Source organism: Nonomuraea rhodomycinica (assembly GCF_013363995.1).
Taxonomy (GTDB): Bacteria; Actinomycetota; Actinomycetes; order Streptosporangiales; family Streptosporangiaceae; genus Nonomuraea; species Nonomuraea rhodomycinica.
In genome coordinates, this window is the sequence record NZ_JABWGO010000021.1 from 33,879 (window position 1) to 59,664 (window position 25,786).

A 25,786-nucleotide genomic window follows, 5' to 3' on the forward strand; every position below is an offset into this window, starting at 1 on the left:
GGTCCGTCTCCCCCACCGGGTTCGTCACGCTAGGGCGTGCGATCCTCGATCCGCCCTCGTCCGGTCCTCGATCCGTACGCACCGGCGGACCCGCCGGATGTCTACACTTGCGCTCGCAGATCAAGGGGGAACGCGTGATGGCCACGGCCTGGTTCGGCATCTTGGGGCCGATGGACGTCAGGGTGGACGGCCGCCCGGTGGCGCTGCACGGGCCGCGGCAGGAACGGACGCTCGCGGCGCTGCTGCTCGACGCCGACCGGGTCGTCACCGTGGACCAGCTCGTGGACGTCGTGTGGGAGGAGCCGCCCGCCTCGGCCCGGCGGCAGATCCAGGACCTGGTCACGCGGCTGCGCCGGACGCTGGTCGACGCCGGCGCCCCCGCCGACCTGATCACCACCCGGCGGGCGGGCTACCTGCTGCGACCCGGCGAACGCGGCCTGGACGCCCGCGCCTTCGAGAGCGCGGCCGCGCTGGCGCGCCGGACGGCCCGCCAGGACCCGGCCGGGGCCGTCGCCGGTTACCGCGAGGCGCTGTCGTTGTGGCGCGGCGCCTTCCTGGCCGGCATCAGCGGCCGGACCTTCGAGGCCGCGGCCAGGATCTGGCAGGAGCGGCGGATCGCCGCCGTGGAGGAGTGCCTGGCGCTGGAGCTCTCGCTGGGCCGCCATCACGAGGTCACCGCCGAGGCCCTGGAGCTGGTGGAGCAGCATCCCTTCCGGGAGTCCCTGGTCGAGCTCCTGATGCGCGCGTTGCACGGCGCCGGCAGGCTGGCCGACGCGTTGGACGTCTACCGGCTCCTGCGGAAGCGGCTGGCCGACGAACTGGGGCTCGACCCGGGTCCCGGCCTGCGAGGGCTGCACGACACGCTGCTGCGCTCCCAGGCCGAGCCCGCCGTCGCCTCCGTCCGCGCCGCCGGGCCCGTCGCGGCGATGCTGCCCCCGGACGTGTACGGCTTCACCGGCCGCGACCGTGAACTGGCCAGGCTCGACGCCCTGCTCGCCACGGCCGCCGAGCAGCCCACGGCGCTGGTCATCGCCGCCGTGACGGGCGCCCCGGGCGTGGGCAAGACCGCGCTCGCCGTGCACTGGGCCCACCGCGTACGCGACCGGTTCCCCGACGGCCAGCTCTACGTGAACCTGCGCGGCTTCGACCAGAGCGGCCGGCCGATGACCCCGGTCGAGGCCATGCGCGCCTTCCTGGACGCCCTGGGAGTGGCGGCCGACCGCGTCCCCGCCGCGATCGAGGCCCAGACCGGGCTGTACCGCAGCCTGCTGGCCGGGCGCAGGATGCTGGTCGTGCTGGACAACGCGCGCGACGCCGAGCAGGTCCGTCCACTGCTGCCCGGCGCGCCCGGCTGCCTGGTGCTGGTGACCAGCCGCGACCAGCTCCCCGGCCTGATCGCCGCCGAGGGCGCCCACCCGCTCCGTCTCGACCTGCTGTCCGACACCGAGGCGCGGGACCTGCTCGCCCGCCGGCTGGGCGGCGAACGGGTGGCCGCGGACCCCGGCGCGACAGCGGAGATCATCGAACGGTGCGCGCGGCTGCCGCTGGCGCTGGCCGTCATCGCGGCCCGGGCGGCCACGCACCCCGACTTCCCGCTGGCCGCCATCGCCGGCGAGCTGCCCGCCGTGCACGACAACCTGGACGCCTTCCACGCCGGTGGTCCCGGCACGCAGGTGCGTTGTGTGTTCTCCTGGTCGCACCAGGCGCTGAGCGCCGAGGCGGCGCGCGTGTTCCGGCTGCTCGGCCTGCATCCCGGGCCCGATCTCGGCGTGCCGTCCGCGGCCGCGCTGGCGGGCCTGCCGGTCGAGCGGGCACGCCCGCTGATGGCCGAGCTGTGCCGCGCCCACCTCCTCACCCAGCCCTCCCCCGGCCGCTACACCTTCCACGACCTGCTGCGCGCCCACGCCGTCGAACTCACCCAGGCGTTCACCCCGGAGGCCGAACGCCGCGCCGCGGAGCACCGGCTGCTGGAACACTACCTGCGCACCGCCCACGCGGCGGCGCTGCTGCTGAACCCGCACCGCCACCCGGTCCTCCCTGCGCCATCAGGGGCGGAGGCGGCCGGTGAGCGGCCGCGTGACCGCGAGACGGCGCTGGCCTGGTTCACCGCCGAGTCGGCGGTGCTCGTCGCCGCGATCGCCCAGGCCGCCGACCACGGGTTCGACAGTCACGCCTGGCAGCTCGCCTGGGCCGTCGCGGACTTCCTCGACCGTCGCGGGATGCGGCACGAGCACCTCGCCGTCCACACCACCGCGCTGGCCGCCGCGCGACGAGCCGGCGACCTGCGCGGGATGGCCTGCGCTCACGGCCACCTCGGCCGGGCCGGCGCCGCGGCCGACCGCCTCGAGGAGGCCCGCAGCCACTTCGAGCTCGCCCTCGACCTGCACCAGCGGCTCGGGGACCTTCTCGGGCAGGCCGGCGCGTGCGACGGTCTCGGCCACGTCTGCCATCGCCTCGGCCGCCACGAGGAGGCCGCCTCCTGGTACGAGCGCGCCGCCGAGCTGCACCAGGAGCACTCTCAGCGCGGAGGCCGGCGGTAGCGAGGGTGACGGCCGGCGCATTCTTCTTCGAAGAAGTCCGGGAGGCGGTGTCGGATCGGGGTGGTGGCGTTCGTCGCAGGGTTGAGGCCGCCCGCAAGGGGGCGGCGCCAAGGCGAAGGAACCACGGCCATGAAGCTGACGACCATGACTCAGGTCACCGTCGATGGAGTGATGCAGGGAAACGGCGCCGCGTCGGACGACCGCACGAACGGATTCGAGCGCGGCGGATGGGCCCTGGGGAAGGGTGACGACGAGACCAGGACGTTCATCACGCGGACCTACCAGCGCGCCGAGGCGTTCCTGTTCGGCCGCCGCACCTATGAGCTGTTCGCCGGCTCCTGGGGATCGAGCGACCAGATGCGCGCACATCCCATCGGCGTGGCCCTGAACCAGGCCCCCAAGTACGTCGCCTCGACCACGCTCACCGCGCCGCGCTGGGAGGAGACGACCGTTCTGCTCGGTGACCTCGCGGCGGCCATCCGTGAGCTGCAGGCCAAGCCCGGAGGTGAGCTGCAGGTGCACGGCAGTGGCATCCTGACCCAGTGGCTGCTGGCGAACGACCTGGTCGACGAGATGACTCTGATCGTGATCCCGGTGATCCTCGGCCAGGGCGCGAGACTGTTCCCGGAGACCGGCCCGGATCTCGCGCTTGACCTGGTCGAGTCGCGGGTGGACGCAAAGGGGGTGACGATCCAGGTCTACCGGCCGGCCGGGCGCCCGCGGTATGCGACGGCCTGACGTCCCTTGACACCACAGGAGATGATCTTCAGATGCGCTATCTGGTTTCCGTGATCGACGACAAGAGCAATCCCGGCAGCACGGACAGGCAGCCTGCCATCAGCGCGTTCAACGAACGCCTGATCGCCGAGGGCTACTGGGTCTTCGCGGGCGGCCTGGCGGACACCGACGCGGCCACGGTCGTCGACAACCGGGGCGAGCAGGCGGTGTTCAGCGACGGGCCTTTCGTGGAGTCGAAGGAGTACCTCGCCGGCGTCTGGGTGTGGGAGGCCCCGGATCTGGACGTGGCGCTCAAGCTCGCCGCCGAGGCGTCGAAGGTCTGCGACCGGAAGATCGAGGTGCGGCCGTTCCTGTGAGCGACGTGGAGCAGGCGATCACCCGGGCCCACCACGACGAGTGGGCGCGGGTGGTGGCCGCCCTGACCAGGCGCTTCGGTGACCTCGACATCGCCGAGGAGGCGGCGGCCGAGGCCTTCGCGACCGCCGTCGAGCGGTGGCGGGCCGACGGCCTGCCGCCCAACCCCGGCGCGTGGCTGACCACCACCGCCAACCGCAAGGCCATCGACCGGATCCGGCGCGAGAACAAACGCGACGACAAGCACAAGGAGGCCCTGATGCTGCACGTCGACGACCCGCCCGAGCCGCTGGGCGCCATCGACGACGACCGGCTCCGGCTGATCTTCACCTGCTGCCACCCGGCGCTGGCGGTGGAGGCGCGCGTGGCGTTGACGCTGCGCATGGTCGGCGGTCTGACCGTGCCCGAGATCGCCCGTGCCTTCCTGGTGCGGGGCACCACCATGGAGCAGCGCATCACCCGGGCGAAGGCCAAGATCAAGGCGGCGGGCATCCCCTATCGGATGCCGTCGGCCGACGATCTGCCGGCTCGTGTCTCCGGCGTCCTGGCCGTCCTGTTCCTCGTCTTCAACGAGGGCTACCTGGCCAGCGGCCCCGGCACCGATCCCGTACGGCACGACCTGACCACCGAGGCGATCCGGCTCACCCGCCTGATCCGCGCGCTCCTGCCGCGGGACGGAGAGGTGGCCGGCCTGCTGGCGCTGATGCTGCTCATCGAGGCCCGCCGCCCCGCCCGGGTCTCGGCCGGCGGCGAACTGGTCCCGCTGGCCGAGCAGGACCGCGCCGCCTGGGACACGGAACTGATCGCCGAAGGTCATCGGCTGGTGCGCGAGCGCCTGGCCGCCGCCGCTGCCGGGGTGGCTCCGGGCCGCTACCAGATCCTCGCCGCGATCAACGCGGTGCACACCTCCGCCCGCGACATCCGCGACACCGACTGGTCGCAGGTCCTCGCCCTCTACGACCAGCTCGTCCGCCTCGACCCCTCGCCGATCATCGCCCTCAACCGGGCCGTCGCCGTGGCCGAGCTCGACGGGCCGGAGGTGGCGCTGGCCGTCGTCGACCGCCTCGAAGAGGCGCTGGCCGGCTATCACGCCTACCACGCCGCCCGCGCCGACCTGCTGCGCCGGCTGGGGCGAAGCCGGCAGTCACGCGCGGCCTACGACCGGGCGATCGAGCTGGCCGGCAACACCGGCGAGACCGCCTACCTCACCCGCCGCCGCGACCAGCTGCGGTAGCGCCCGCGGCGGCGCGGCGTCCGGGGGCGCGGCGTTCGGGAGGCGCTGCGTAGTACTGGCAGGGCCAGCTACGCCCTTGGTGATCGGCTGGGGCAAGAGCAGACTTGGGGCATGGGCAACAACGACCTGGGCGACTTCCTGCGGGCCCGCCGTGCCGGACTCACGCCGGATGAGATCGGCCTGCCGGTCGAGTTCGGCGCCGGTCGCCGGGTCGCCGGTCTGCGGCGCAGTGAGGTCGCGCAGCTGGCCGGGGTGAGTACCGAGTACTACACCCGTCTGGAACAGGGCCGCGCCCGGCAGCCGTCCGAACAGGTGCTGCACGCCCTGTGCGACGCGCTGCGCTTCGATGACGTCGAGCGGCGGCATCTGTTCGCCCTCGCGGGCACCACAGCCGGGCGCAAGGACCAGGGCGAGCACGCGTCACGGCTGCGACCGGCGCTGCGGCAGGTGCTGGAGTCGATGGATCTGGCTGCTGCGTTCGTCAGCGACCGGAACCTCACCGTCGCCGGCGGGAACACGTTGTGGGCGTTGCTGTTTCCCGAGGTGGCCGAGCTGCCGCGCCGGGAACGCAGCATGGCGCGCTGGACGCTGCTGGACCCGCGTGCTCGCCTGGTGTGGCGCGACTGGGAACGCGTCGCCCGCGACTACGTGCACGGGTTGCGGCTGGCCGCCGCCGCCCAGCCGCGCAACCAGCGCATCGCCAACCTGATCGGTGAGCTGATGATGCGCTCACCCGAGTTCCCGGCGTGGTGGTCGGAACACCGCGTCCAGGAACGCAGCACCGGCCTCAAACGCCTCCACCACCCTGTCGCCGGTGACCTGGAACTGCAGTACGAGATCTTCACCTCGGTCGCCGACCCGGGCCAGACGCTCGTCGTCTACTGCGCGCCGTCCGGCTCGCCCTCTCAGGAGCGCCTGCGACTGCTGGCCAGCTGGGGCAGCGAACCCGCCACCGCGACCACCCGGGACACCGCCGCCGAGTTCTGACCGGCGCCCCGAACCGGGCGATCCAGCACCGAAACCACCCAGACACGACCCCGCCGTACCCGCGGGGTCGATGCCGCCGTGCCCACGCACGCCGGCGGCCTGACACTCCTCCACGAAGGGACACCCGTAGTGAGCAAGACATTCCTGATCACCGGCGTCAGCACCGGCCTCGGACTGGCCATCGCCCGACGCGCCCTGGCGGCCGGGCACCGGGTCGCGGGCACCGTGCGCACCGAGCGGCACGCGGCCGCCTTCCGGGCGCTGGACCCCGACCGGGCCCGGGCCTTCATCCTCGACCTGTCCGACGCGGACCGGATCGAGCCCACGGTGCGGGCCGCCGAAGCGGAACTGGGCCCGATCGACGTGCTCGTGGCCAACGCCGGCTACGGGCTCGAAGGCACCTTCGAGGAGTCGTCGATGGCCGATCTGCGCCTCCAGTTCGAGGTCAACGTCTTCGGCACGGTGGCGACCGTGAAAGCCGTCCTGCCCGGCATGCGGGAACGGCGCGGCGGCCACATCTTCGTCATCACCTCGATGGGCGGGCACACCACCTTCCCGGGACTGGCGTTCTACGAAGGCAGTAAGCACGCCTTGGAAGGCATCACCGACGCTCTCGCCCAAGAGGTCGCCCAGTTCGGCGTGCGGGTCACCGCCGTGGCTCCCGGCGCGTTCAAGACCGACTGGGCGGGCCGGTCACTGGTACGCGCACCCCGCAGCATCGCCGACTACGACGCGCTGTTCGACCCGATCCGGACGCGCCGCCAGGCGCTCGCGGGTCAGGGCATCGGTGACCCCGATCGCGCGGGCGACGCCATCCTGACCCTCCTGGACGCGGAGCAGCCACCCGTGCACGTCCTGCTCGGCTCGGACGCGCTACGCCTGGTCAGCGCCGGCCGCCGGCGCGTCCAGGACGACTTCGACGCCTGGGAGGAACTCAGCCGCTCCACCGACTCCGCCGAAGGCGGGGTGACAGTCGCCTGACACCGGACGACTCACCGAGACAGCCGCGCGACTCGGTGGCGACGGCGGAGGCGGACAGGAGCGTCGCGGCGGCGAGGCCGCCCCACAGGGCTGCCGAGCCGCGAGCGGCGAGAGCGGTGATGACCGCCGGGGAGACGGCGAGCCCGAAGCCCGTGGAGAGCTGGAAGCGGGCGAGGGCGCGTCCCAGGAGACGGGCCGGGGCCAGGGCGGTGACGAGCGCGGTGGCGCTGCCGGCATAGATGATCTCGCCGATGGTGCAGACCACGGACACCATGGCGACGGCCGGGGCGCCCCAGCCGTGTCCCAGCGAGGTGGCCGCGAGGAAGCCGAGGTAGGACGCGGCGAGTACCACGCCGGCGAGAGCCAGCACGGTCCGCCGGGCGAAGCGGGACATCAGGACCGTGATCGGAACCTGCAGGGTGACCACCAGCACCGTGTTGGCCACGAAGACGGCCGCCGGCCACACCGGGGCCGCGTGCAGCTGGGTCACCAGGACCAGCGGGAGCGCGATCTCGGGAACGTTGAGGCAGAAGACGTAGACCACGTTGGCGGCCAGCAGCGCGCGCATCCGGGGCGCGGGCCCGCCGGGCCCGTCCTCGGCCGGGGTGGTTGCCGGATGCGCGCGCAGGCGGACCGACCACGCCAGGGCCGCCGCGGCGAGATAGGCCGGCCCGGTGACAGCCGCCAGCGCCTGCAATGCGGTGGTGCCGCCCGCCAGGCACGCGGTGGCGAGGAGCGCGCCCACGCCCAGGCCGGCGTTGCGCAGGGCGCGGCCTGCCGAGAGGGCGGCGTCGCGCTCCCGGCCGTGCGCGACCGTCGCCACGAGAGCCGCGTGGGCGGCCGGCCATGCCTGGTTGCCGATGCCGAGGAAGAGCGCCGCCGTCGCGAACAGCCAGACGTTCCCCGCCGGGGTGGCCTGCAGCAGCGCCACGCCCAGCACCCGCACCAGCATCGACGCCGCCACGACCGTGCTGCGTGCGCCCCGGTCCAGCCACCGGCCCACCGCGGGCATGCACACCAGACCCACGACGACGCCGGCCGTCATGGCGATGCCGGTGGCCGGCGCGGACAGCCCCAGCACCGTCACCCCGTAGAGCAGCAGGAAGGGCCGCAGCAGGCCGGTGCCGAGCGCGTCCACGCCCAGGGCGACGGCATAGCGGGGGCCTCCGGAGGCACGGACGAGGGCGCGGGGCCGGATCTCGGTGGTGGTTGCCATGGCGTCAACTGTGCGTTCGGCCGCCGTACCGACCGCGTCGGTTGACCGACACCGTCAACCGACGCGGTCGCCGGCCGTCCGAGCAGCGATGATGTGGGGATGACGTTGAGGATCGACATCGGCGGCCTGCCGTCCGGGCGGCTGCGGTTCGCCGCCTCCCCGCTGGCCGAGCTGACCGCGATGCTGCACGTGCTGGCCGAACCAGGGCATCACCCGCGGTTCGCCGGCTGGGCCGGGGACGTCTGGGCCGGGCTGCGGCCGGAGCTGGCCGAGCGGCTGCGGGAGGCGGAGTTCCTCTGGCGTTCCTCACGAGCCGACTTCCTAGTCCCCGCCCGTCCCCGGCCGACCCTCGCCGAGGAGCTGGACGATGTCGACCGGATCGACGACGAGACCTATGTGACCGCCGCCCTCATCACCACGTGCGGCAGCAACCGGGTCCACTTCGCCGCGCCGTCGCCGCTCACCGACGCGACGGCGCGCGAACGGGCCCTGGACCTGGCCCAGGCCCGCGGCGCGCTCCAGGAGGCCTTCGCGGAGCGGCTGCTCGCGGACCCGGCCGCCGTGCGGGCGCGGGTGCGCCGCACCCTCGAACTCTGCGCCGAGGCCTTCTTCGACGCCGCCTGGACGGGCGTCGCCGGGCAGCTCGCCGGCGACCTGCGCGTGAAGAACGACCTGCTGAAGCGCCAGGGCCTCGCGACGGCACTCGCGTCGATCTCCAGCGCCGTCACCCTGGCGCCGGACGGCACCTGCATCGTCGTGGACAAGCTGCAGGACAATGCGACCGCCGCCCACGGTGCCGGCGTCACCTTCCTCCCCAGCGTCTTCGGCCGCCCGCACCTGGTGGTGGTCCACGCGCCCGGGTGGCAGCCGGTGGTGCAGTACCCCGTGGCCGAGGCGGATCCATCGGAGCCGGTGTCGCTGGAGACGGTCACGCTACGGCTGGAGGCACTGGCGCATCCGGTGCGGCTGCGGCTGTTGCGCACCCTGGCCCGCGGCCCGCACACCACCGGTGAGCTGGCCCACGCCTGGGAACTCTCACCCCCGGAGGTCTCCCGTCACCTCGCTGTCCTGCGCCGCGCGGGCCTGCTCACGGCCCGGCGGCAGGGTCGTTACGTCCGTCACTCCCTCAACGTCCCCGATCTGACGGCGCTGGGCGCCGACCTGCTGGCGGCCGTACTGCGCTGAGGCCGCCGAGCAGGAGCCCATGCCGACATCAGTGCTAGGGCCGGTACGGTTCGGCGAACAACTGCGCGACCAGCTCACCGCGGCTGGAGATCCCCGCCTTGCCGAAGACGGCCTTGAGGTGACCGCGAACGGTGTGAGGAGAGATGAACAGGGCCGCGGCGATCTCGGCGGTGGACAGGCCCCGTGCCACGAGCTGAGCGACCTCGAACTCCCGGGGCGTCAGCCCGTACGCCTGCGCGACGATGACCGCCAGATCGGCGTGGGGCGCGGGCTCGATGACGAGCGCCGTCGGACCCGGCCGCCCGCCGGGGCCGCTCAGGCATGAGGCGTGGCAGGTCAGCCACCGCTGGTCGCGGGTTCGGATGCGAACCCTGGCGCTGCCTCGATCGTGGCCTCGGGCGACGGCCCGCGCCTGCAGGGTCGTGCCGATCAGCCAGATGGGCAGCCGCAGCCCGAGCGCCGTGGGCATGGACGGCCCGTCCGGCAGCAGCGCGAGATAGCGCCGAGCCTCCTCGTTGATCGACGTGGCCTCGCCGTGCTCGTCGAACAGCAGCAGGCCAGGGGCGGACGCGCCGGGCCCGCCGTCCGACGCGGAGGGACGGGCGAAACGGCGCAGCCGGTCGGCGAGCGGTCCGGACAGGTCGGCCAGCAACGCGATCTCGTGCGTGCCGAACGCCGGCCCTCCCCGCATGCGGAACAGGCTCACCGCCCCCCACGGCCGGTCGCCGATCCGCAGCACGGCCCGCAGCTCGTCGTCCACCCCCTGGTGGCCGAGCAGACGGCGGTAGCGGGCGCTGCGGGCGGGCAGGTCGCCGGTGGCCGCGCGCAGACCGGCCACGGGGACGGCCGCGCGGGCGAGGTCACGGAACGGCAGGACGTTCTCCTCCAGGAGCTCGCTCTCCCAGTACGCCGCGCATCCTTCGCCCGAGCCGAGATTCTCCACCAGCATGGGGGCGGTGACCAGGCCCGTTTCCGGGTCGGTGGCCGTCCACACCGCGGCGTCGAACGGCATGTGCCGCCGCAGGCCGGCCGAGGCGCCGCTGAAGAGCTCCAGCGCGTCGGCGGCCCGCGCGGCGGCCGACAGGATCTCGGTGTGGCGGGGCGGCTGGGTCATCGACCTTCCTTCAGATGCCGGCATGTGCCAAGGGTGGACGCGGGTCAGCTTGCCCGCTCGTCCGGTCTTCGCCAATCCCCCGTTTGAGGGGGTCGTCTCTCGCCGATCCCCCGCAAGCGGGGAATGGAGCGCGGTCACGGCGTCCACGAGGCTCGAAACGACCTTCTGGACGAACAGGGAGAAACGTCGTTGCGTATCGCGATCGTCGGAGCCGGCGCCGCAGCCGTCGGCCTGCTGGACGCGCTGGCCACCAGCGAGGCGGAGATCGGGGCCGGAGAGGTCACCGTGTTCGAGCCGTCCGCGCACCTGTGGCGGGGACGCCCGTACGGGCCGGATCTCGACAGTGTTCTGGTCAACGCCCCGCCCGCCATCATGTCGATCCGTCATCCGGACCCCGGGCACTACGCCGCCTGGCTGGGCCCGGAGCGCGCCGCCGCCCACCTGGACGACCTGCTGGGGCAACCGCTGGTGCCGCGCGCGCTCTTCGGCGCGTACCTGGCCGACACCGCCGAGGCGGCGCTGGCCGCGCTGCGCGAGCGCGGGTGGCGGACGCGGGTCGCCGCCGCCCGGGTCGTCGCGGCGGCCCGCTCCGGTGACGGCCTCCGGCTGACGCTGCGCACCGAGGACGGGCACGACCATCCGGCCGACCGGGTGGCTCTGTGCGTGGGCGGCGGGACGCCGCGGGACCACTACGGCCTGGGCGGCGCTCCAGGGTTCGTGGGTGATCCGTATCCGCTGGCGTCCACGCTCGGCCAGGTCCCGGCCACGGCCGACGTCGCGGTGATCGGCAGCGGGCTGACCGCCGTGGACGTGGTGGTGTCACTCGCCGCGCGCGGCCACGCCGGCCGGATCACGCTGGTGTCGCGCAGCGGCATGCTGCCCCACGTCTGGCAGCGTCCCCTCGGCCACCGGCCCGTGCACGTGACCGTCGAGCGGGTGGAGGCACTGTGCCGCGAGCACGGCGGCGTCACCCTCGACGGCCTCGCCGGGCTGCTCCGCGCCGAGCTGGCCGAGGTGGGCGAGGACTTCGCGCGCTTCGCGGCCGAGTTGCTGGCCGCGGGGTCGGAGGAGCCGGTAGGGCGGTTGCGGCGGCAACTGGCCGCCGTCGACGACCCGCGGATCGGGCGGCGGGTGCTGCAGGAGACCGCGCACACCGTCGGCCCGTACGCCTGGCGGCTGCTGCCCGAGCCCGACCGCGAACGGCTGCGCGGGCACTTCCGTCTGGCCACCAGCGCGGCTTCGCCCATGGTGCCGGTGAACGCCGCCGCCCTGCTGCGGCTGTTCGAATGCGGGCAGCTCACCATGGTGGCAGGCGTACGCAAGATCGAGGCTGTGGAGGGAGGGTTCCGGGTCAGCGGCGACGACGGCGACCTGGACGCCGGCGTCGTCGTCAACGCCGTGAACCCGCCGCCCCGGGCGCTGCCCCGCGCGGCCCAGCCGCTGGTCACGTGCCTGCTCGCCGACGGGCTGGCCGCGCTGCACCCGTCGGGCGGGCTGGTCCCCGCCGACCCGCGCCTGCACGTGGTGGGCGACCTGGCCGGCGGCGGTCCGTTCATCACCTCGGGCATCCCGGGAGTGGCCGCGGCGGGCGCCCGTACCGTCCGCGGCCTGCTGGGGGTCTCTGAACTGGATTGATGCGGTCTTCTATGGCCAAGGTCTCGATCCGCTTGCGGTGTTGACCATGAGCGGCGACAGGCCGGAGTTCGGGTACGCCGGAGCGGTCGCCCGTTGTGGACGGCGCCAATGCGGAATCCCAGCATCCGTCGTCCCCGTCGTCCTGGTGCGGACGCGGACGCGGTAGACGGTGGCGCGACCGATGGAGCTGGCGGGCGGTGAGCTTGGATTGTTCGCCCTTCGCACTTCATGGTGGCTGGCAACATCCGTCACTGCAGGTAGCCGTGTCAGCGATCGGCGGGTGCTCCTCCTACTGGTTGTCGTCGAGGAGTTGTCGTGTGCGGGTGAGGAATGCCTGCCGGACCTCCTCCGGGTGCAGGATCTGGAGTGGTCGGCCGAGGCTGAGCAGGTAGCGGGCCAGGCCGTCGGCGTCCGGCCCGCCGATGTCGATGATCGTCGCGTCATCGCCGTCCGGGCGGTGGACGCCGACCGTTGGTGGCACCAGCCTGCGGGCCTCATCGGCCGGTACGGCCAGGCGGATGGTCACCCGCACCGGGTAGGGCCTCAGCGCGATGCCCGTGCTGACCATCTGTGCCGGATCCGGCGGGTCGGGCAGGGCAGCGGCCTGCCCGGTGGCTGTGGCATCGATGATGCGATCGGTACGGAAGGTCCGCCAGTCCTGCCGCGTCACGTCGTAGGCGAGGAGATACCAGCGGCGGCCGGTGTAGATGAGCCGGTAGGGGTCCACTCGGCGGGTGGACGGCGTTCCGGCCTGGTCGCGGTAGGTCACCTGGATGCGTTCACCTCGCCGGCACGCGGTGGCCAGGTCGAGCAGCAGCGCGGGGGCGATCTGGCTGTCGTCGGGTCGTGCGGTGTGGGTGAACGCGGCGTCCAGCTCGCCGAGCCGGTGGGCGATCCTGGCCGGCAGCACCTGGCGTAGCTTCAGCAGCGCCGACAGGGCTGCCTGGTCGCTGCCGGAGACTCCGCTGAAGGCGGCGGTGCGCAGCCCGACAGCGACCGCCAGGGCCTCCTCCTCGTCAAGGATCAGTGGCGGAATGCTGGTTCCGGGCCCGAGGTGGTAACCGCCCCAAGGGCCCATCTCCGATTCGATGCCGTAGCCGAGTTCACGTAGCCGGGCGATGTCCCGGCGAACCGTCCGTTCGGTGATCTCCAGTTGGGTGGCCAGCTCAGCGCACGTCCAGGACCGCCGCGTTGACAGCAAAGACAGCAGCCGCAGCAGCCGCGCCGAGGTGTTGACCATGGCTGACAGTCTGCTCGATGACCAGGACCGTTCCTGACCGGGTCATACCGTAACGTCGCCGGCATGTCCGAGAACTCCTCGGCCGAAGAGTCCATGACGACGATGACCTCCGCCAAGGTGCGTCAGATGACGGAACCGGACGGGCCGAGGTAACCGATGAAGGAGCAACGCTGATGGAAGCACGCATGAAGAGCGTGGCTAATGCCGACGTGATCACAGCGATCCAGCATCTGCAGAAGGCGATTCACGCCGGTGGCGTCGACCCGCTCGTGCTCGAACTGGTCCATCTTCGGGCCAGCCAGATCAACGGCTGCAGCCCGTGTGTGTTCGCCGGCGTCCAGACGGCGAAGAAGCACGGAGAGACCGACGAGCGGCTGCACAGCGTGGTCACCTGGCGCGAGACCCCGTTCTTCGCCGAGGAGGAGCGGGCAGCGCTCGCGCTGACCGAGGCCGCCACCCGGATCCAGGACGGCGCGCCGGGCGTGACCGACGAGATCTGGGACGCCGCTGCCACCCACTTCGACGAGAAGCAGATGTCCGCGATCATCTTGAACATCGCGATCACCAACTTCTTCAACCGGATCAACCACACGATCCGGGAGCAGGCCGGCAAGGCCTGGTAGAGGCGGGCGGCCGTCAGCCGTCCAGAGGCCACGGTGGCGACGTGGCGGAGGACGAGATCGGCCGGCTCCACCGCTTGCCGATCCAGCGCCGCTTCCGGCAGGCCCCCGTCCTGGGCTCTCCCCTTCGGGTGACCGCCGACAACCATCCCTTAGATGATCATCAGGGGCACATGACGATGAGCAACGAACTACTGGAACTGACCGTTGCCGATGCCCGAGCCTGGCGGGAGTGGCTCAGCGGGCACCACGACAGCTCGGCAGGGGTGTGGCTGGTCCTCGCCAAGCAGAACACGACCCGGCCCACCAGCCTGACCTACGATGAGGCGCTTGACGAAGCCCTGTGCCACGGCTGGATCGATGGTCGGCTACGACGGCGGGATGAGATCACCTTCTGCCGGCGCTTCACCCCTCGCGGAAGGCGAAGTCCCTGGTCAGCGCGGAACGTTTCCATCGTCACCCGTCTGATCAGTGAGGGCCGGATGCATCCGGCCGGAATGACCGAGGTCGAACGCGCCAAGGCCGACGGCCGCTGGGACACGGCCTACGCGGGACAAGCCGGCATCGAGGTACCAGCCGACCTGGCCGCCGCATTGGCCGCGAAGCCCCAGGCACTAGCGATGTTCGACATCCTCACCTCCCAGAACCGCTACGCCGTTCTCTATCGGATCACGAACGCCAAACGCGCCGAGACCCGAGCCCGCCGTATCACCCAGTTCGTGGACATGCTGGCCCGCGGCGAGACGATCCACCCGCAAAAACGCGTCCTCGGCAGTTGAACGCCGGACCGCTCGTCCTCTGCCCGTCTCGCTCCTCCAAGCCCCCGCACACGGCGGCGCGGCGTTCGGCCCGAGCCGGATCCTTACCCAGCCTCCACGAACCTGTCATGGGCGCAGGCTCGGCGAGCCGGCCATCCGCAGTCAACGGCACGGTTCCCTCCGGAGGCCCACCGCCCGCCGTACGCACGATCGAGGTCACCCACCGCCGCCCTTCTCCCCCAAGCCGGCCTCGCTCCTCGATCCGCCTAGCGCCTTCCCGAATACCTCGAATCGAGTTGCATCTTTTCGAGGTATTGGGTTGAATCCTGCACCATGGACAACAGTGAGCGGAACGCAGACGACGGTGTCATGGCGGGATCAACGGCGCCGGGACAGATCGAGACGTTCAGGTACGGGCCGCATCCCGACCAGATCGCCGACGTCACGCTGCCGACGCGCGCCACCGGTGCGGCACCGCTGGTGATGCTGTTGCACGGCGGCTTCTGGCGGGCCGCCCACGACCGGCTGCACGTACGCGTGGTGGCCGATGCCCTCACGTCCGAGGGATACGCCGTGGCCAACGTCGAGTACCGGCGGGTCGGCGGCGGTGGCGGCTGGCCGGCCACGTTCATGGACGTCGCGCAGGCGGCCGACACGCTCCCCGCCCTGATCGAGCGGAGCCGGCCGGGCCGCCTCGACCTCGACCGGACCGTCTATCTCGGGCACTCGGCGGGCGGGCAGCTCGCTGTCTGGGCCGCGCTCCGCGACCGCCTCCCCCAGGCCGCGCCCGGGCGCACCGCCGTCCCGCCGCGGGTGGCCGGCGTGGTCGCGCTGGCTCCGGTCGTGGACCTGGCCGGAACGTACGCGCTGGGTGACGGAGGCGGTCCCGTGGCCGATCTGCTCGGCGGCGGCCCCGGCGACGTGCCCGAGCGGTACGCGGCGGCCGACCCGGCCGCGCTCGGCGCTTCGCCGGCCCCGGTCATCGTCGTCCACGGCGACCTGGACGAGGTGCTGCCGGTGGACCTCTCCCGCCGCTACCACGCCTCGTGCGGGGGAAAGCTGATCGAGGTCCCCGGCGCGGGCCACTTCGACCTCATCGACCCCCGCTCGGCCGCCTGGCCGTCCGTCCTGGAGGCGCTGCGCCTGCTGGCGAACGCGTGACCCGGGCGCTCCTGAGGAGAACTGTCCGGGGGGACAGCGCCACGTCCTGGTAGCGCCTCCACCATGAAGCGCGCTGACAGATGTCTTGACCGAAGCCGCGGGGCTTCGCCTTGCGGTCACCCGCCCGATGTCCCGAGGAGACCGCCATGCACGACCACCGCAAGCGGCGCGACCGTACGGCACACCCTTCTCGTCCGTTGGCCTGGTGTGCCCGGAGGTGTGTGCGGTGACGTCGGTGGAGCGGACCGCGTATCAGGCCATCCAGGTCGACACTGCGCATCACCGTGATCCAGCAGCAGACGCAGTCGGCAAACGGCAACAGTGAGATCGGGCCGAGGCAGTGTGTGCGATCGCGCTGTCCCTATTCTGCGGGGATGCGCGCATGGATCATTGTTTTGGCTCTTGGTTTGACCGCCTGCTCCGCGGTTGGATCCGGCTCTCGGAGTCAATCGGCCTCACCGACGCCGGGCTGTCCGGCGCAGGCGCAGGCGCCACGCCTCGCGCCCAAGGACGGCTGGCGGCTGGCCGAGGCCCTCCCCGACGAATACCTTACCGACGTGGCGGTGTCGAAGGACGGGTCGGTGTGGACGGTGGGGGGCCGCCACCTGCCCGGCCCCCCAGAAGTCGTGGACGGCTGCGAGTACAAGACGATCGCGGGCAGTGAGACAGTGGTCAGGCGCATGGATGCGGCCGGATGGCGGGAACTGCCCCTGCCTCGCTGTGCCTACGACCTGAGGATGGTGGACATCTCCCCCGAAGGGGACGTGTGGGTGCTCGGCTGGGCGAAGACCAGCTAGGACAGGTCCGGCAAGGGCACCGACCGCTCCTGCGTGGCCCGATGGACCATCAACGGCTGGAAAGAGCACACGCTCGCCAACGAGGTCGTCGACCTGGCCGCCGCCGGCGACGAGTCCTGGACCGTCATGGACGACAGCGTCTACCAGCTCGCCAGGAAGCATCGGCTCACCACGCGACCGCGGGCGATCGACGCCCTGGGACCCGATCAGGTATGGGTGGCCGGCGACGGGCTACGTCTGTCGCGCTGGGACGGCGGCCGGTGGCACACCGTCCCCTCGCCCCGGATCAACCTGCGCGACGAGGTCAAGCCCAAGGTACTGGGCGACGTCATGGTCGACGACCTGTGCGTGCTCGGGCCACATGATGTCTGGATGAGTGCCACCGTCACGGCGCACAGCTTCGGCGCCATATGGACGAACGCCCCGATGGGTTCCGCGCCACACGAAGATCCCGCACCATCGCCGGCGACGCCAACTCCGGCCCCCTCGCCGTCACTTGTACCGCAAGACGAACGACCAGGAGGATAGACGTTCAAAATCCCCAGAGGGGGCTGAAGGTAGCCCACTACCGCCGGTTCCGGCCCGAGGTGTCGTGGCCAAGCTCGAGCAGTTCTTCCGGCTGGACGCCAAGGCGCTGCAGGCGCTGGCGAGTAAGCGCGGTCCGGCGACGAAGCTTGGGTGGGCGGTGCAGTGGAGCATCGTGCGGATGCTCGGCACCTTCCTTGCCGAAGGCCGCCATGTCGTCGTCGAACATCTTGGGGCGGCCGCCGTGGCGGCCGCGCTCGCGCGCCGAGGCCTGGCCCTCCAGCGACTTCTCCCGGATGTACTCGCGTTCGGACTCGGCCATCCCGGCGAGGAACGCGAACAGCGCGGCCGCGCCGCGGCCCAGGCGCTTCATCACGGGCACCGTGAAAATCACCCGCTGGTGCGGGACGGCCGCCTTGATGGTGCGGGCGAAGTCCATCGCCTTGGTGAACTCCGGCTGCTCCTTGATGCGGGTGCTGATCTTCTCCGAGAAGACCGGCTCGCAGCCCGCTGCCGCCAGGGCGTCGAGTTGGCTCTGCAGCTCCTGCTGTTCGGTGGGCATCGGGCGTAGCCGACCCGGGTCGGTCTGGCCCCGGCGTCTGCGAGGGCGGCCTCGCGTGCGGGGCCCGCGCTCCAGGCCCGGCCCGGACCGCGATCGACGGGCGTGCGCACCTCCAGCTCGGCCCGTAGCTGGGGTGCCAGCATGAAGCGCGGCGTGTGGTACTTCGGCGCGACCTTCCCACGCGGGTCCGGCAGGCGCTGCCCGCCGGTGCCTGGCACATGGGACAGTCGAACGCCTCGACCGCGGCGGCCGGGTCGGCAAGATCACTCAAATGTCAGAACTCCTCATTTCTGAGAACGAGATCAGCCTGGCGCGCATCCGTGCGGCGCTCGTTGGGTACCGCTCTCCACTTGCCAGCCATTAAACATACGTTTAAGCTCCTAAACATGTGTTCAGCATCGTCGGACTTGACCGCCCAGGCCAAGATCCGCAACGCGGCCATCGCACACTTCGCCCGGGACGGCTTCCAGAAGACCAACCTGCGCGCCATCGCAGCCACCGCCGGAGTGAGCCCCGGCCTGGTCATCCATCACTTCGGCAGTAAGGAAAAGCTTCGGAGCGTCTGTGACGACCATGTCCTGCGCATCTTGATCCAGCGGGCCGACAACGCCCGGCCCAGCGGCATGCAGGACCTCTTTCGCGAATACCTGTCCAACCCGGAGGAATACCGCCTCCAGGTGCAGTACATGCTGCGCGCGATCGAGGAGGACACCCCCGCCGCGGCCACGTTCGTCGACACGCTGGTGGCGGAGTCCGAGGAGATCCTGCGGGCCGGTATCGCCGACGGCTCGATGCGACCGTCCTCGGACGTGCGGGCGCTGGCGGTGCTGACCGTGCTCAACAGCGTGGCCACGCTGACCATGCCGCCGCCCCTGGCGCGGGCGCTGGGCTACGAGCGGTTCGGCCCCGACGTGCTGCGCCGCCTCGCGCTGCCCACGTTGGAGCTCTACACCCACGGGCTGTTCACCAACGACACCGCGCTGAAGGCAGCCCGGACCGCGCTGGACGAGTCACCACAGAAAAGGGACTGACACGATGGCCATCACCCTCCCCGACCTCACCCCGCTGGAGAACACGCTCTGGCTGACCCTGGCCGGCAAGGCGCTCGACTACCAGGCCAAACACTCGATCCTGCACGACAAGACCGCATACGACATCGTCAGGAAGCTCGACTACGACGCCGGGCAGTTCAAGCTCTCCGCCAGCCCCGTCGTGGGCATCGCGCACCGCTCCCTGGTCATGGACAACATCGTGCGCCAGTTCATCGCCAAAAATCCCGACGCCGTCGGGCTCGACCTGGGCGCCGGGCTCGACACCCGCGTCTACCGCGTCGACCCGCCCACCACCGTCGAGTGGTACGACGTCGACCTGCCCGGCGTGGCCAAGACCAGGCAACTAGTGCTCCCCGACCGCCCCCACTCCCACACCATCGGCTCCGACCTCAACGACCCCCGATGGCTCAGCGAAGTCCCCGCCGACCGCCCCGCCGTGATCGTCGCCGACGGCCTGATCGGGTTCCTGTCCAAGGAGGAACTGGCCACCCTCCTCGACCGCCTCATCCGCCACTTCCCCACAGGTGAGATCTGCTTCAACGGCTACACGCGCTTTCACGTCTGGGCCGCCAGGAAGTACCCCGGCACCCAGTCCGTCGCCCCCTACCTGAGATCTCCCGGCTTCGACACCCCGCAGGACATCGAGCGCCTGGAACCCCGCCTGAAGCTGGTACGCGAGATCTTCCTGGGCCGCGAGCCCGAAGTCGCCGACTATCCGTGGACGACCCGCCTGGCCAGCTTCCTGACCGCCTGGAGCACCTCCATCTCGCGCAAGGGCACCGCCATCCAGCACTACCGCTTCTAGGGACTCCAGAGGCACCGAGGTGACCGCCGAGGACCGGCGGCTGCTGGAGGATCGTGTGCGCTTCCCGGCGGGCTCAGTCGGGTCGGGGCAGGGCGCGGTGCTGGTCTTGCGATCAGTCCGTTTCCCTGACCCACCCGCCTAACCAGGCATGTATGTTTCCAGGCACCGAGCTCTCCGCGGGTCTTGCCGGGGGTCGACCGCCTGCGGTGGTGGTGTCCACGGCGTCGGAATCGTGGTTCCGCGACAGCCGCTGACGCGAACTTCTCCCCCGAAGGCCCCCCATCAGCGGTCTCATCGCGGCCACAGCACCGAACTGTGGGCGCCGGATGAGGGTCGGAAGGACAAGTAGCGGCGGACCGGCGGCACAGCTGAGGGGACCCGCATGCCTCAGGGGCGGCGCGGTTCTATCGGGGGCGGACGTTGTGGTTGCGGGCGAACAGGTTGCCCGGGTCGTAGTGACGCTTGACCGCGGCGAGCCGCTCGTACGTCGGCACCGGATAGACCGCCGCGACGTCCTCCTCCGTGGCCGAGGCGAGGAAGTTGGCGTAAGCGCCGTCGACGTGGGGCGCGAGCCTGGCCCACAGCGCGTCCAGCGCGGGCCGGGCCGCCTCCACGACCGGCGCCGGGCCCAGGGCGGTGGTCACGACCATCAGCTCCGCCGCGCGGTGCGCGTAGGCGGTGGCGTCGCCGGCGACCCGGGACACCGCGCCGCCGACGCTGCGCACGGAGAGGAACGGCGACCCGTGCGACGCGCCCGCCTCGGCGAGGATCCGCAGGGCCGCGGGCACCGAGTCCCGGCCGACGAAGCCGCTCCGGTTCACCAGCCGGATGCCGGGCGGCGGGACCGCCCCCTCCACGAGCACGTCCGCGTAGGGGCGCGGCGCCACGTCGTCGTCGATCACCGTGCCGAGCCGGCGGATGGGGTCGACGGCCCGCGCCGCGAGCTCGGGATCGTCGCCGTCGAAGGCGACCTGGATCTCGACCGGCGCCTCGGGGCCGCCGGCGAAGGGGTTGGCGAAGTTGACGATGGAGGTGAGCTCCTCCGGGGCGGTGCGCATGTGCTCGGCCCAGCCCTGGAGCACGGCGGCCGCCTGCGCGGCGGGGAAGGCGATCGTGCCGTAGAAGACGTCGGTCGTCGGGTGCGCGGCGAAGACGAAGGCGGTCACGATCCCGAAGTTGCCGCCGCCGCCGCGGATCGCCCAGAACAGCTCCGGGTTGTCCTGCGCGTCGGCCCGCACGAGCTCGCCGCCGGCGGTGACCACCTCGGCGGCGACCACGTTGTCCAGCGCCAGGCCGTACTTGCGCACCTTCCAGCCGATGCCGCCGGTCAACGTCAGCCCGCCGACACCGACGCTCCTGGTGTCGCCCGAGGAGATCGCCAGGCCGTGCGGGGCCAGGGCGTCCGCGACCTGTCCCCAGGTGGCGCCGCCGCCGATCCGCACCAGATGGCGTTCCTTGTCGGTGACCTCCACGCTCGCCAGCAGGCCGAGGTCGATCACGATCCCGCCGTCGTTGGTGCCGAACCCCGCGAAGGCGTGGCCGCCGCCGCGCACGGACAGCACCAGCCCCGCCTCGGCGGCGAACCGGGCGGCCGCCCGCACGTCCTCGACGTTCCTGGGCCGCAGTACGAAGGCCGGGCTGCCGGCCACCAGCACCGTGCGGCCGGCGGCCTCGTACCCCGCCGCCCCCGGTTCGATGATGTCGCCGCCGAAGTCGCGGCGAAGGGTCTCAAGCGCTGTCCTCATGGCATCCCCTGGTGTTCTCGCGTATCGCACTGGACGACCACAAGATGCCGGCGGCCCGGTCGTTGTGACAGCGCGCCCGGGTGACCTGCGCCACACGCCGCGCCGCGGTGGGGTCAGTGGCCGCCGAGGGCGCGCCAGACCAGGGCCGCGGTCCGCTCGGGCCAGCGGGGCGGAGGGGCGGGCTCGGCCAGCGCCCGGCCGTACCAGCTGCCCGTGCACATGGTGACGGCGATCTCCAGATCGGCGTCGGCGTCGATGAGGCCCGCCTCCTGCGCCGACCGGAGGATGGCGAGGATACGGCGGCGGCGCGGGGCGATCACCCGGGCGCGGTACCGGGCGAGCACCTCGGGCTCGGTGGTCTCCTGCAGCATGGTGCCGACCAGCGAGAGCCTGCCCGGCCGGGAGACGCCCCGCTGGAAGTCCTCCAGTTCGGCGACCAGCGCGGCGTACGGGTCGGCCGGCGGGGTCGCCTGCTGCTCCTCGGTCATGCTCGCCACCGCGGCGGCGGCCAGCTCGGCCTTGCCCGGCCACCTGCGGTACAGGGCCGGGCGGGTGGTGCCCGCCTCCTGCGCGACGGCGGCCAGCGACATCCGCTCGTAGCCGTAGGCGGCCAGGTGCCTGCGGGCGACCGCCAGGATCCGCTCGTCGATGGTGGCGTCGCGCGTTCGCCCGGTCTTCCGTGTCATGATCCCGCCTGTTTCATTACAATGCTGTAATGTAACGAAAGTCTTTTCCGACCTCACTCTACAAAGGAGTCACCCTCGTGGTCGTCGAATACATCCGCTACACCGTTCCCGCCGACCGGGCCGAGGAGTTCGAGCAGGCGTACCGCACCGCGTCGAGCGTGCTCGACGACGACCCGCACTGCCTGAGCTACGAGGTCGCCCGTGGCGTCGAGGAGCCCGAGCACTACACGGTGCGCATCGAGTGGGACTCCGTCGAGGGCCACGAGCAGGGCTTCCGCCGCAGCCCCCGGTTCGCCGAGTTCTTCGCCGCCGTGAAGCCCTTCTTCGGCGACATCCAGGAGATGAAGCACTACGACGCCAGATTCGGCAGCCGATGACCATCGCCGAGCTGCTGGCGCGCGCCCGCCTGCTCAACCGGGACCTCGCGCCCGGCGATCCCCTCGCCGACACCGTGATCCGGCCCCTGGCCGCGGCGGCCACCGAAGCCGAAGCCGAAGACGCAGCCGGAGCCGAAGACGCAGCCGGAGCCGGAGCGGGAAGCGGGCCAGAGGCCGCCGAGGACGGCGCCCCCGCCGAGCGCCTGTGGGAGCTGGCCAAGGACGCCACGCGGCTGCGCGCCAGGCCCGGCGCGCACGAGGGCCTGATCGAGGCCACCGCCGCGTTGCAGCACCTGGCCTGCCTGTCCGCCGAGGACGCCGATGTCCTGCGACGGCGGATCGCCGAGCTCGCCGGCATCCAGGGCGCGCTCGAAGCGGGGATCGACGTCGCGACCGACGGACCCTACCTGGTCACCAACGTCTCGCGGATCACGAACTGGCTGGGCGAGCCCGTCCAGACGTTCCCGCAGATGGCGCTGTGCCGATGCGGTCAGTCCGCCACCAAGCCGCTGTGCGACGGCAGCCACGCCCGCGCCGGCTTCAGCGGCGCCAAGGACCCGGCCCGGGTGCCCGACCGGCTCGACACCCACGAAGGCGTGCAGGTCACCGTCACCGACAACCGCGGCAGGTGCGCCCACTCCGGGTTCTGCACCGACCGGCTCCCGAGGGTGTTCCGGGTGGACCAGGAGCCGTTCGTGGCGCCCAGCGGCGGCCGGGCCGACGAGATCGTCCGCGCCGTGCGCGCGTGCCCGTCCGGGGCCCTCGGCGCCGTGATCGACGGCGACGAGGTGCCCGCCCCGCGGCGCCCGCCCGGCATCGAGGTGTCCAAGGACGGCCCCTACCGGATCACCGGCGGCATCCCGCTCGACGGCGACGCCTCGGGCGAGCACTACAGCCTGTGCCGGTGCGGCCATTCCCGCAACAAGCCGCTGTGCAGCGGCATGCACTACTACGTGGGCTTCGCCGACCCGCCGATGTCGCCGGACCCGACCCTGTTCGAGTGGGCCGGCGGGCTGCCCGCGCTGAGGCGGATGACGCACATCTTCTACGAGAAGTACGTCCCGCAGGACGACCTGCTCGGCCCGCTGTTCGCCCGGATGTCACCCGACCATCCCGAACGCGTCGCCGCGTGGCTCGCCGAGACGTTCGGCGGACCCAGCCTCTACACCGAGCGGTACGGCGGCTACGACCACATGGTCGCCGAGCACGCCGGCAAGGCTCTAACCGAGCAGTGGCGGGCCCGCTGGGCGCAGCTCATGAGCCTGGCCGCCGACGAGGCCGGACTGCCGGCCGACCCGGAGTTCCGGGCCGCGTTCGCCGGCTACATCGAATGGGGCTCCAGGATCGCGCTGGAGAACTCCCAGCCGGGCGCGGCTCCCCCGCCGCACATGCCGGTGCCCCGATGGTGGTGGGTCTGCGAGGCCAGGCCCGGCTCCCGCGCCTCCGCCCTGGCGCCGCCCGAGCAGCCCGTGCCGGTGCGGCTCCCTGAGCCGGGCGAGCCGGTCGGTTTCGCCGACCACATCAGGCCGCTGTTTCGCGAGATGGACCGCAGGTCGATGAGCTTCGCCTTCGACCTGTGGTCGCACGAGGACGTCACCCGGCACGCCGACGCCATCCTGCACCGGCTCCGCCAGGGCGGCATGCCGTGCGACGGCGCCTGGCCCGCCGAGCGCGTGGAGCTCTTCGCCCGGTGGATCGCCGAAGGAGCCGCGCCGTGAGGTCCTCCGCGATCGTGACGAAGCCCCTGCTCAGGACGGCGCTGGTTCGCCGGCGGTAGAGTGGGCAGGCGCCCATCATGGGGGCGCCTGCCCACTCGCACAAGACGGGCTCGCCCGACGGGAGGATCCACGGTGCCGACAGGGATAGCCATGCGCGACGCGCGCGAGCAGTTGTTCGACGCCGCCGAGCGCGTCCTGCTGCGCGAGGGGCCGAGCGCGCTGACCAGCAGGGCCGTCACCACGGAGGCCGGCTGCGCCAAGGGCGTCCTGCACCGGCACTTCGACGACTTCGACGCCTTCCTGGCCGGGCTCGTGCGCGACCGCATCGCCCGGCTCCAGCGCCAGGGCGCCGCCCTCAACGCCGCCGCCGGGACCGGCACCGTCACCGGCAACCTCGCCGGCATGCTGACCGACCTGTTCGGGCCGGTCGCCACGGCGATCGTCGGGCTCGTCATCGTCCGCGACGAGTTGCGCGCGCGGCTGCGCGCGACCACGCCGGCCGGCCTCCCCCTCCTGACGGAGGCCGCAGCGATCATCGCCTCCTATCTCGCCGCCGAGCGCGAACGCGGCCGCATCGCGCGGCGGGCCGACGTGGACACCCTCGCCCCCACCCTGATCGGGGCCGGGCACCTGCTCTTCGCCGACCGGGACGCCGGCCCGCCGTCGCCCGAGGCCGTGCGCAAGGTCGTGACCGCGGTCATCGCCGACGTCGTACGGGAGCTGCCCGAATAGCGGTGCCCCCCCGATTCGGGGTGATCTGCCTCACAACCTGTCACAGCCGACGCCGACGCTGTGTCTTGAGGCCGAACCACTGCGAAGGGGAGGCCACACATGAACGGCATGACGACCACGGAGACCACGGAACAGACCACCGTGCTGATCACCGGGGCCAACAAGGGCCTCGGCCTGGAGGCGGCCCGGCGTCTCGCCGGACACGGCTGGAAGGTCTTCCTCGGCTCGCGTGACGAGGGCCGGGGGCGGGCGGCCGCCGACAAGCTGGCCGCCGACGGCGCCGACGTGGTCATGGTCCCCCTGGACGTGACGTCGGAGGAGTCGGTCGCCGACGCCGTACGGCTGGTGCGCGAGCACACCGACCGGCTGGACGTGCTGATCAACAACGCCGGCGCGCCGGGAAGGGCCGTCCCGCCGGCGGAGGCGACGGCCGAGGAGATCCACTCGGTCTACGACACCAACGTGTACGGCCCGGTCAGGGTCACCCACGCGTTCCTGCCCCTGCTGCAGAAGGCCGGCAACCCGCGCGTGGTGATGGTGTCCAGCGGCGGCGGCTCCTTCGCGGTCGTGACCGATCCGGAGCAGCCGGTCTCGGCGATGCACGAGCTGGCCTACAGCTCCTCCAAGGCGGCGCTGAACATGATCACCGTCCGCTACGCCCAGGCGCTGCCGCACATCAAGTTCAACGTCGCCACACCCGGAGAGGTCGCCAACCGCACGTTCGCGGCCACCGACATGAACCGCCACACCGGTCAGCTGACGGTCACCGAGGGCACCGACTCGATCCTCCGGCTCGCGATGCTCGACGCCGACGGGCCGAGCGGGATCTTCGTCGACCGCCTCGGCCCGATCGCCTGGTGACACCGCCCGAAGACATCCCGCCACCGCACGCAGAACGGAACGACATCATGAGCAAGGTCTGGTTCGTCACCGGCTCCTCCCGCGGCCTGGGCCGCGAGTTCGTCCAAGCCGCCCTCTCCCGCGGCGACAAGGTCGCCGCCACCGCCCGCACCACCACGAGCTT

25 protein-coding genes are annotated in these 25,786 nt (G+C 72.1%); 20 read left to right on the plus strand and 5 right to left on the minus strand.

Annotated elements, in window-relative coordinates:
* Positions 1 to 137 precede the first annotated feature (137 nt).
* The 6 genes from HT134_RS43230 to HT134_RS43255 all read left to right on the plus strand — a co-directional run bounded on the left by HT134_RS43230 (position 138) and on the right by HT134_RS43255 (position 6,834).
* Positions 138 to 2,540, plus strand: coding sequence for an AfsR/SARP family transcriptional regulator (locus tag HT134_RS43230; RefSeq protein WP_246366578.1), 2,403 nt, complete (start codon positions 138 to 140; stop codon positions 2,538 to 2,540).
* Positions 2,541 to 2,603: 63 nt separating this feature from the next.
* Positions 2,604 to 3,278, plus strand: coding sequence for a dihydrofolate reductase family protein (locus HT134_RS43235; protein WP_312888891.1), 675 nt, complete (start codon positions 2,604 to 2,606; stop codon positions 3,276 to 3,278).
* A gap of 32 nt (positions 3,279 to 3,310) precedes the next feature.
* The gene (locus HT134_RS43240; RefSeq protein ID WP_175606315.1) at positions 3,311 to 3,634 is read left to right on the plus strand and encodes a YciI family protein; all 324 of its coding nucleotides are present in this window, start codon (positions 3,311 to 3,313) and stop codon (positions 3,632 to 3,634) included.
* Positions 3,631 to 4,866 (plus strand): RNA polymerase sigma factor, encoded by a 1,236-nt coding sequence (locus HT134_RS43245; RefSeq protein ID WP_175606316.1) that lies wholly within the window; start codon positions 3,631 to 3,633, stop codon positions 4,864 to 4,866. The genes HT134_RS43240 and HT134_RS43245 overlap by 4 nt, the downstream gene beginning before the upstream one ends.
* A 111-nt stretch (positions 4,867 to 4,977) precedes the next feature.
* Positions 4,978 to 5,853: a helix-turn-helix transcriptional regulator gene (locus tag HT134_RS43250; protein ID WP_175606317.1), complete on the plus strand. Its 876-nt coding sequence runs from the start codon at positions 4,978 to 4,980 to the stop codon at positions 5,851 to 5,853.
* 129 nt (positions 5,854 to 5,982) lie between these two features.
* Positions 5,983 to 6,834 (plus strand): oxidoreductase, encoded by an 852-nt coding sequence (locus HT134_RS43255; RefSeq protein ID WP_175606318.1) that lies wholly within the window; start codon positions 5,983 to 5,985, stop codon positions 6,832 to 6,834.
* Here the strand turns inward: HT134_RS43255 and HT134_RS43260 are convergent.
* The gene (locus tag HT134_RS43260; protein ID WP_217709077.1) at positions 6,788 to 8,050 is read right to left on the minus strand and encodes an MFS transporter; all 1,263 of its coding nucleotides are present in this window, start codon (positions 8,048 to 8,050) and stop codon (positions 6,788 to 6,790) included. The two genes, HT134_RS43255 and HT134_RS43260, sit on opposite strands and share 47 nt — an antisense overlap.
* A 99-nt stretch (positions 8,051 to 8,149) precedes the next feature.
* Between HT134_RS43260 and HT134_RS43265 the strand changes: the two genes are divergently transcribed.
* Complete coding sequence (locus HT134_RS43265) at positions 8,150 to 9,235, plus strand: helix-turn-helix domain-containing protein (protein WP_175606319.1); 1,086 nt, start codon at positions 8,150 to 8,152, stop codon at positions 9,233 to 9,235.
* Between the two features lie 34 nt (positions 9,236 to 9,269).
* On the opposite strand, the gene HT134_RS43270 is transcribed toward HT134_RS43265, so the two are convergent.
* A complete protein-coding gene (locus HT134_RS43270; RefSeq protein ID WP_175606320.1) occupies positions 9,270 to 10,349 on the minus strand; it encodes a helix-turn-helix transcriptional regulator in 1,080 nt (359 codons plus the stop codon).
* 189 nt (positions 10,350 to 10,538) lie between these two features.
* Between HT134_RS43270 and HT134_RS43275 the strand changes: the two genes are divergently transcribed.
* Positions 10,539 to 11,984 (plus strand): FAD/NAD(P)-binding protein, encoded by a 1,446-nt coding sequence (locus tag HT134_RS43275; RefSeq protein ID WP_175606321.1) that lies wholly within the window; start codon positions 10,539 to 10,541, stop codon positions 11,982 to 11,984.
* Between the two features lie 289 nt (positions 11,985 to 12,273).
* Here HT134_RS43275 and HT134_RS43280 read toward each other — a convergent pair whose 3' ends face one another.
* Entirely contained in the window at positions 12,274 to 13,224 is a 951-nt protein-coding gene (locus tag HT134_RS43280; protein WP_175606322.1) for a helix-turn-helix transcriptional regulator, read from the minus strand.
* 173 nt (positions 13,225 to 13,397) lie between these two features.
* On the opposite strand from HT134_RS43280, the gene HT134_RS43285 reads away from it, so the two are divergent.
* From HT134_RS43285 to HT134_RS43320, 8 genes are all read left to right on the plus strand, one after another.
* Positions 13,398 to 13,847 carry a carboxymuconolactone decarboxylase family protein gene (locus tag HT134_RS43285; RefSeq protein ID WP_175606323.1) on the plus strand — a complete coding sequence of 150 codons (450 nt, stop codon included), beginning with the start codon at positions 13,398 to 13,400 and terminating at the stop codon, positions 13,845 to 13,847.
* 41 nt (positions 13,848 to 13,888) lie between these two features.
* On the plus strand, positions 13,889 to 14,623 hold the full coding sequence (locus tag HT134_RS47970) for a YdeI/OmpD-associated family protein (protein WP_217709078.1): 735 nt from the start codon (positions 13,889 to 13,891) through the stop codon (positions 14,621 to 14,623).
* A 348-nt stretch (positions 14,624 to 14,971) separates the two neighbouring features.
* Positions 14,972 to 15,763, plus strand: coding sequence for an alpha/beta hydrolase family protein (locus tag HT134_RS43295; protein ID WP_175606324.1), 792 nt, complete (start codon positions 14,972 to 14,974; stop codon positions 15,761 to 15,763).
* 374 nt (positions 15,764 to 16,137) lie between these two features.
* A complete protein-coding gene (locus HT134_RS43300) occupies positions 16,138 to 16,560 on the plus strand; it encodes a hypothetical protein (RefSeq protein ID WP_175606325.1) in 423 nt (140 codons plus the stop codon).
* A 33-nt stretch (positions 16,561 to 16,593) separates the two neighbouring features.
* A complete protein-coding gene (locus tag HT134_RS43305; RefSeq protein ID WP_175606326.1) occupies positions 16,594 to 17,088 on the plus strand; it encodes a hypothetical protein in 495 nt (164 codons plus the stop codon).
* 64 nt (positions 17,089 to 17,152) lie between these two features.
* Positions 17,153 to 17,656: a DUF4158 domain-containing protein gene (locus tag HT134_RS48270; protein WP_376768151.1), complete on the plus strand. Its 504-nt coding sequence runs from the start codon at positions 17,153 to 17,155 to the stop codon at positions 17,654 to 17,656.
* Positions 17,657 to 18,054: 398 nt separating this feature from the next.
* Complete coding sequence (locus HT134_RS43315) at positions 18,055 to 18,678, plus strand: TetR/AcrR family transcriptional regulator (RefSeq protein ID WP_217709080.1); 624 nt, start codon at positions 18,055 to 18,057, stop codon at positions 18,676 to 18,678.
* A gap of 4 nt (positions 18,679 to 18,682) precedes the next feature.
* Entirely contained in the window at positions 18,683 to 19,504 is an 822-nt protein-coding gene (locus tag HT134_RS43320) for a class I SAM-dependent methyltransferase (protein ID WP_175606328.1), read from the plus strand.
* Positions 19,505 to 19,908: 404 nt separating this feature from the next.
* Here the strand turns inward: HT134_RS43320 and HT134_RS43325 are convergent, their stop codons facing one another.
* Complete coding sequence (locus HT134_RS43325; protein WP_175606329.1) at positions 19,909 to 21,249, minus strand: FAD-binding oxidoreductase; 1,341 nt, start codon at positions 21,247 to 21,249, stop codon at positions 19,909 to 19,911.
* Positions 21,250 to 21,362: 113 nt separating this feature from the next.
* Positions 21,363 to 21,935, minus strand: a complete 573-nt coding sequence (locus HT134_RS43330; RefSeq protein ID WP_175606330.1) for a TetR/AcrR family transcriptional regulator — start codon at positions 21,933 to 21,935, stop codon at positions 21,363 to 21,365.
* 77 nt (positions 21,936 to 22,012) lie between these two features.
* On the opposite strand from HT134_RS43330, the gene HT134_RS43335 reads away from it, so the two are divergent.
* From HT134_RS43335 to HT134_RS43350, 4 genes are all read left to right on the plus strand, one after another.
* Positions 22,013 to 22,312: an antibiotic biosynthesis monooxygenase family protein gene (locus HT134_RS43335; RefSeq protein ID WP_175606331.1), complete on the plus strand. Its 300-nt coding sequence runs from the start codon at positions 22,013 to 22,015 to the stop codon at positions 22,310 to 22,312.
* Complete coding sequence (locus tag HT134_RS43340) at positions 22,309 to 24,030, plus strand: CDGSH iron-sulfur domain-containing protein (RefSeq protein ID WP_175606332.1); 1,722 nt, start codon at positions 22,309 to 22,311, stop codon at positions 24,028 to 24,030. The genes HT134_RS43335 and HT134_RS43340 overlap by 4 nt, the downstream gene beginning before the upstream one ends.
* A gap of 132 nt (positions 24,031 to 24,162) precedes the next feature.
* The gene (locus HT134_RS43345) at positions 24,163 to 24,762 is read left to right on the plus strand and encodes a TetR/AcrR family transcriptional regulator (RefSeq protein WP_175606333.1); all 600 of its coding nucleotides are present in this window, start codon (positions 24,163 to 24,165) and stop codon (positions 24,760 to 24,762) included.
* A 99-nt stretch (positions 24,763 to 24,861) separates the two neighbouring features.
* Positions 24,862 to 25,623: an SDR family NAD(P)-dependent oxidoreductase gene (locus HT134_RS43350; RefSeq protein WP_246366570.1), complete on the plus strand. Its 762-nt coding sequence runs from the start codon at positions 24,862 to 24,864 to the stop codon at positions 25,621 to 25,623.
* Positions 25,624 to 25,786: the final 163 nt, after the last annotated feature.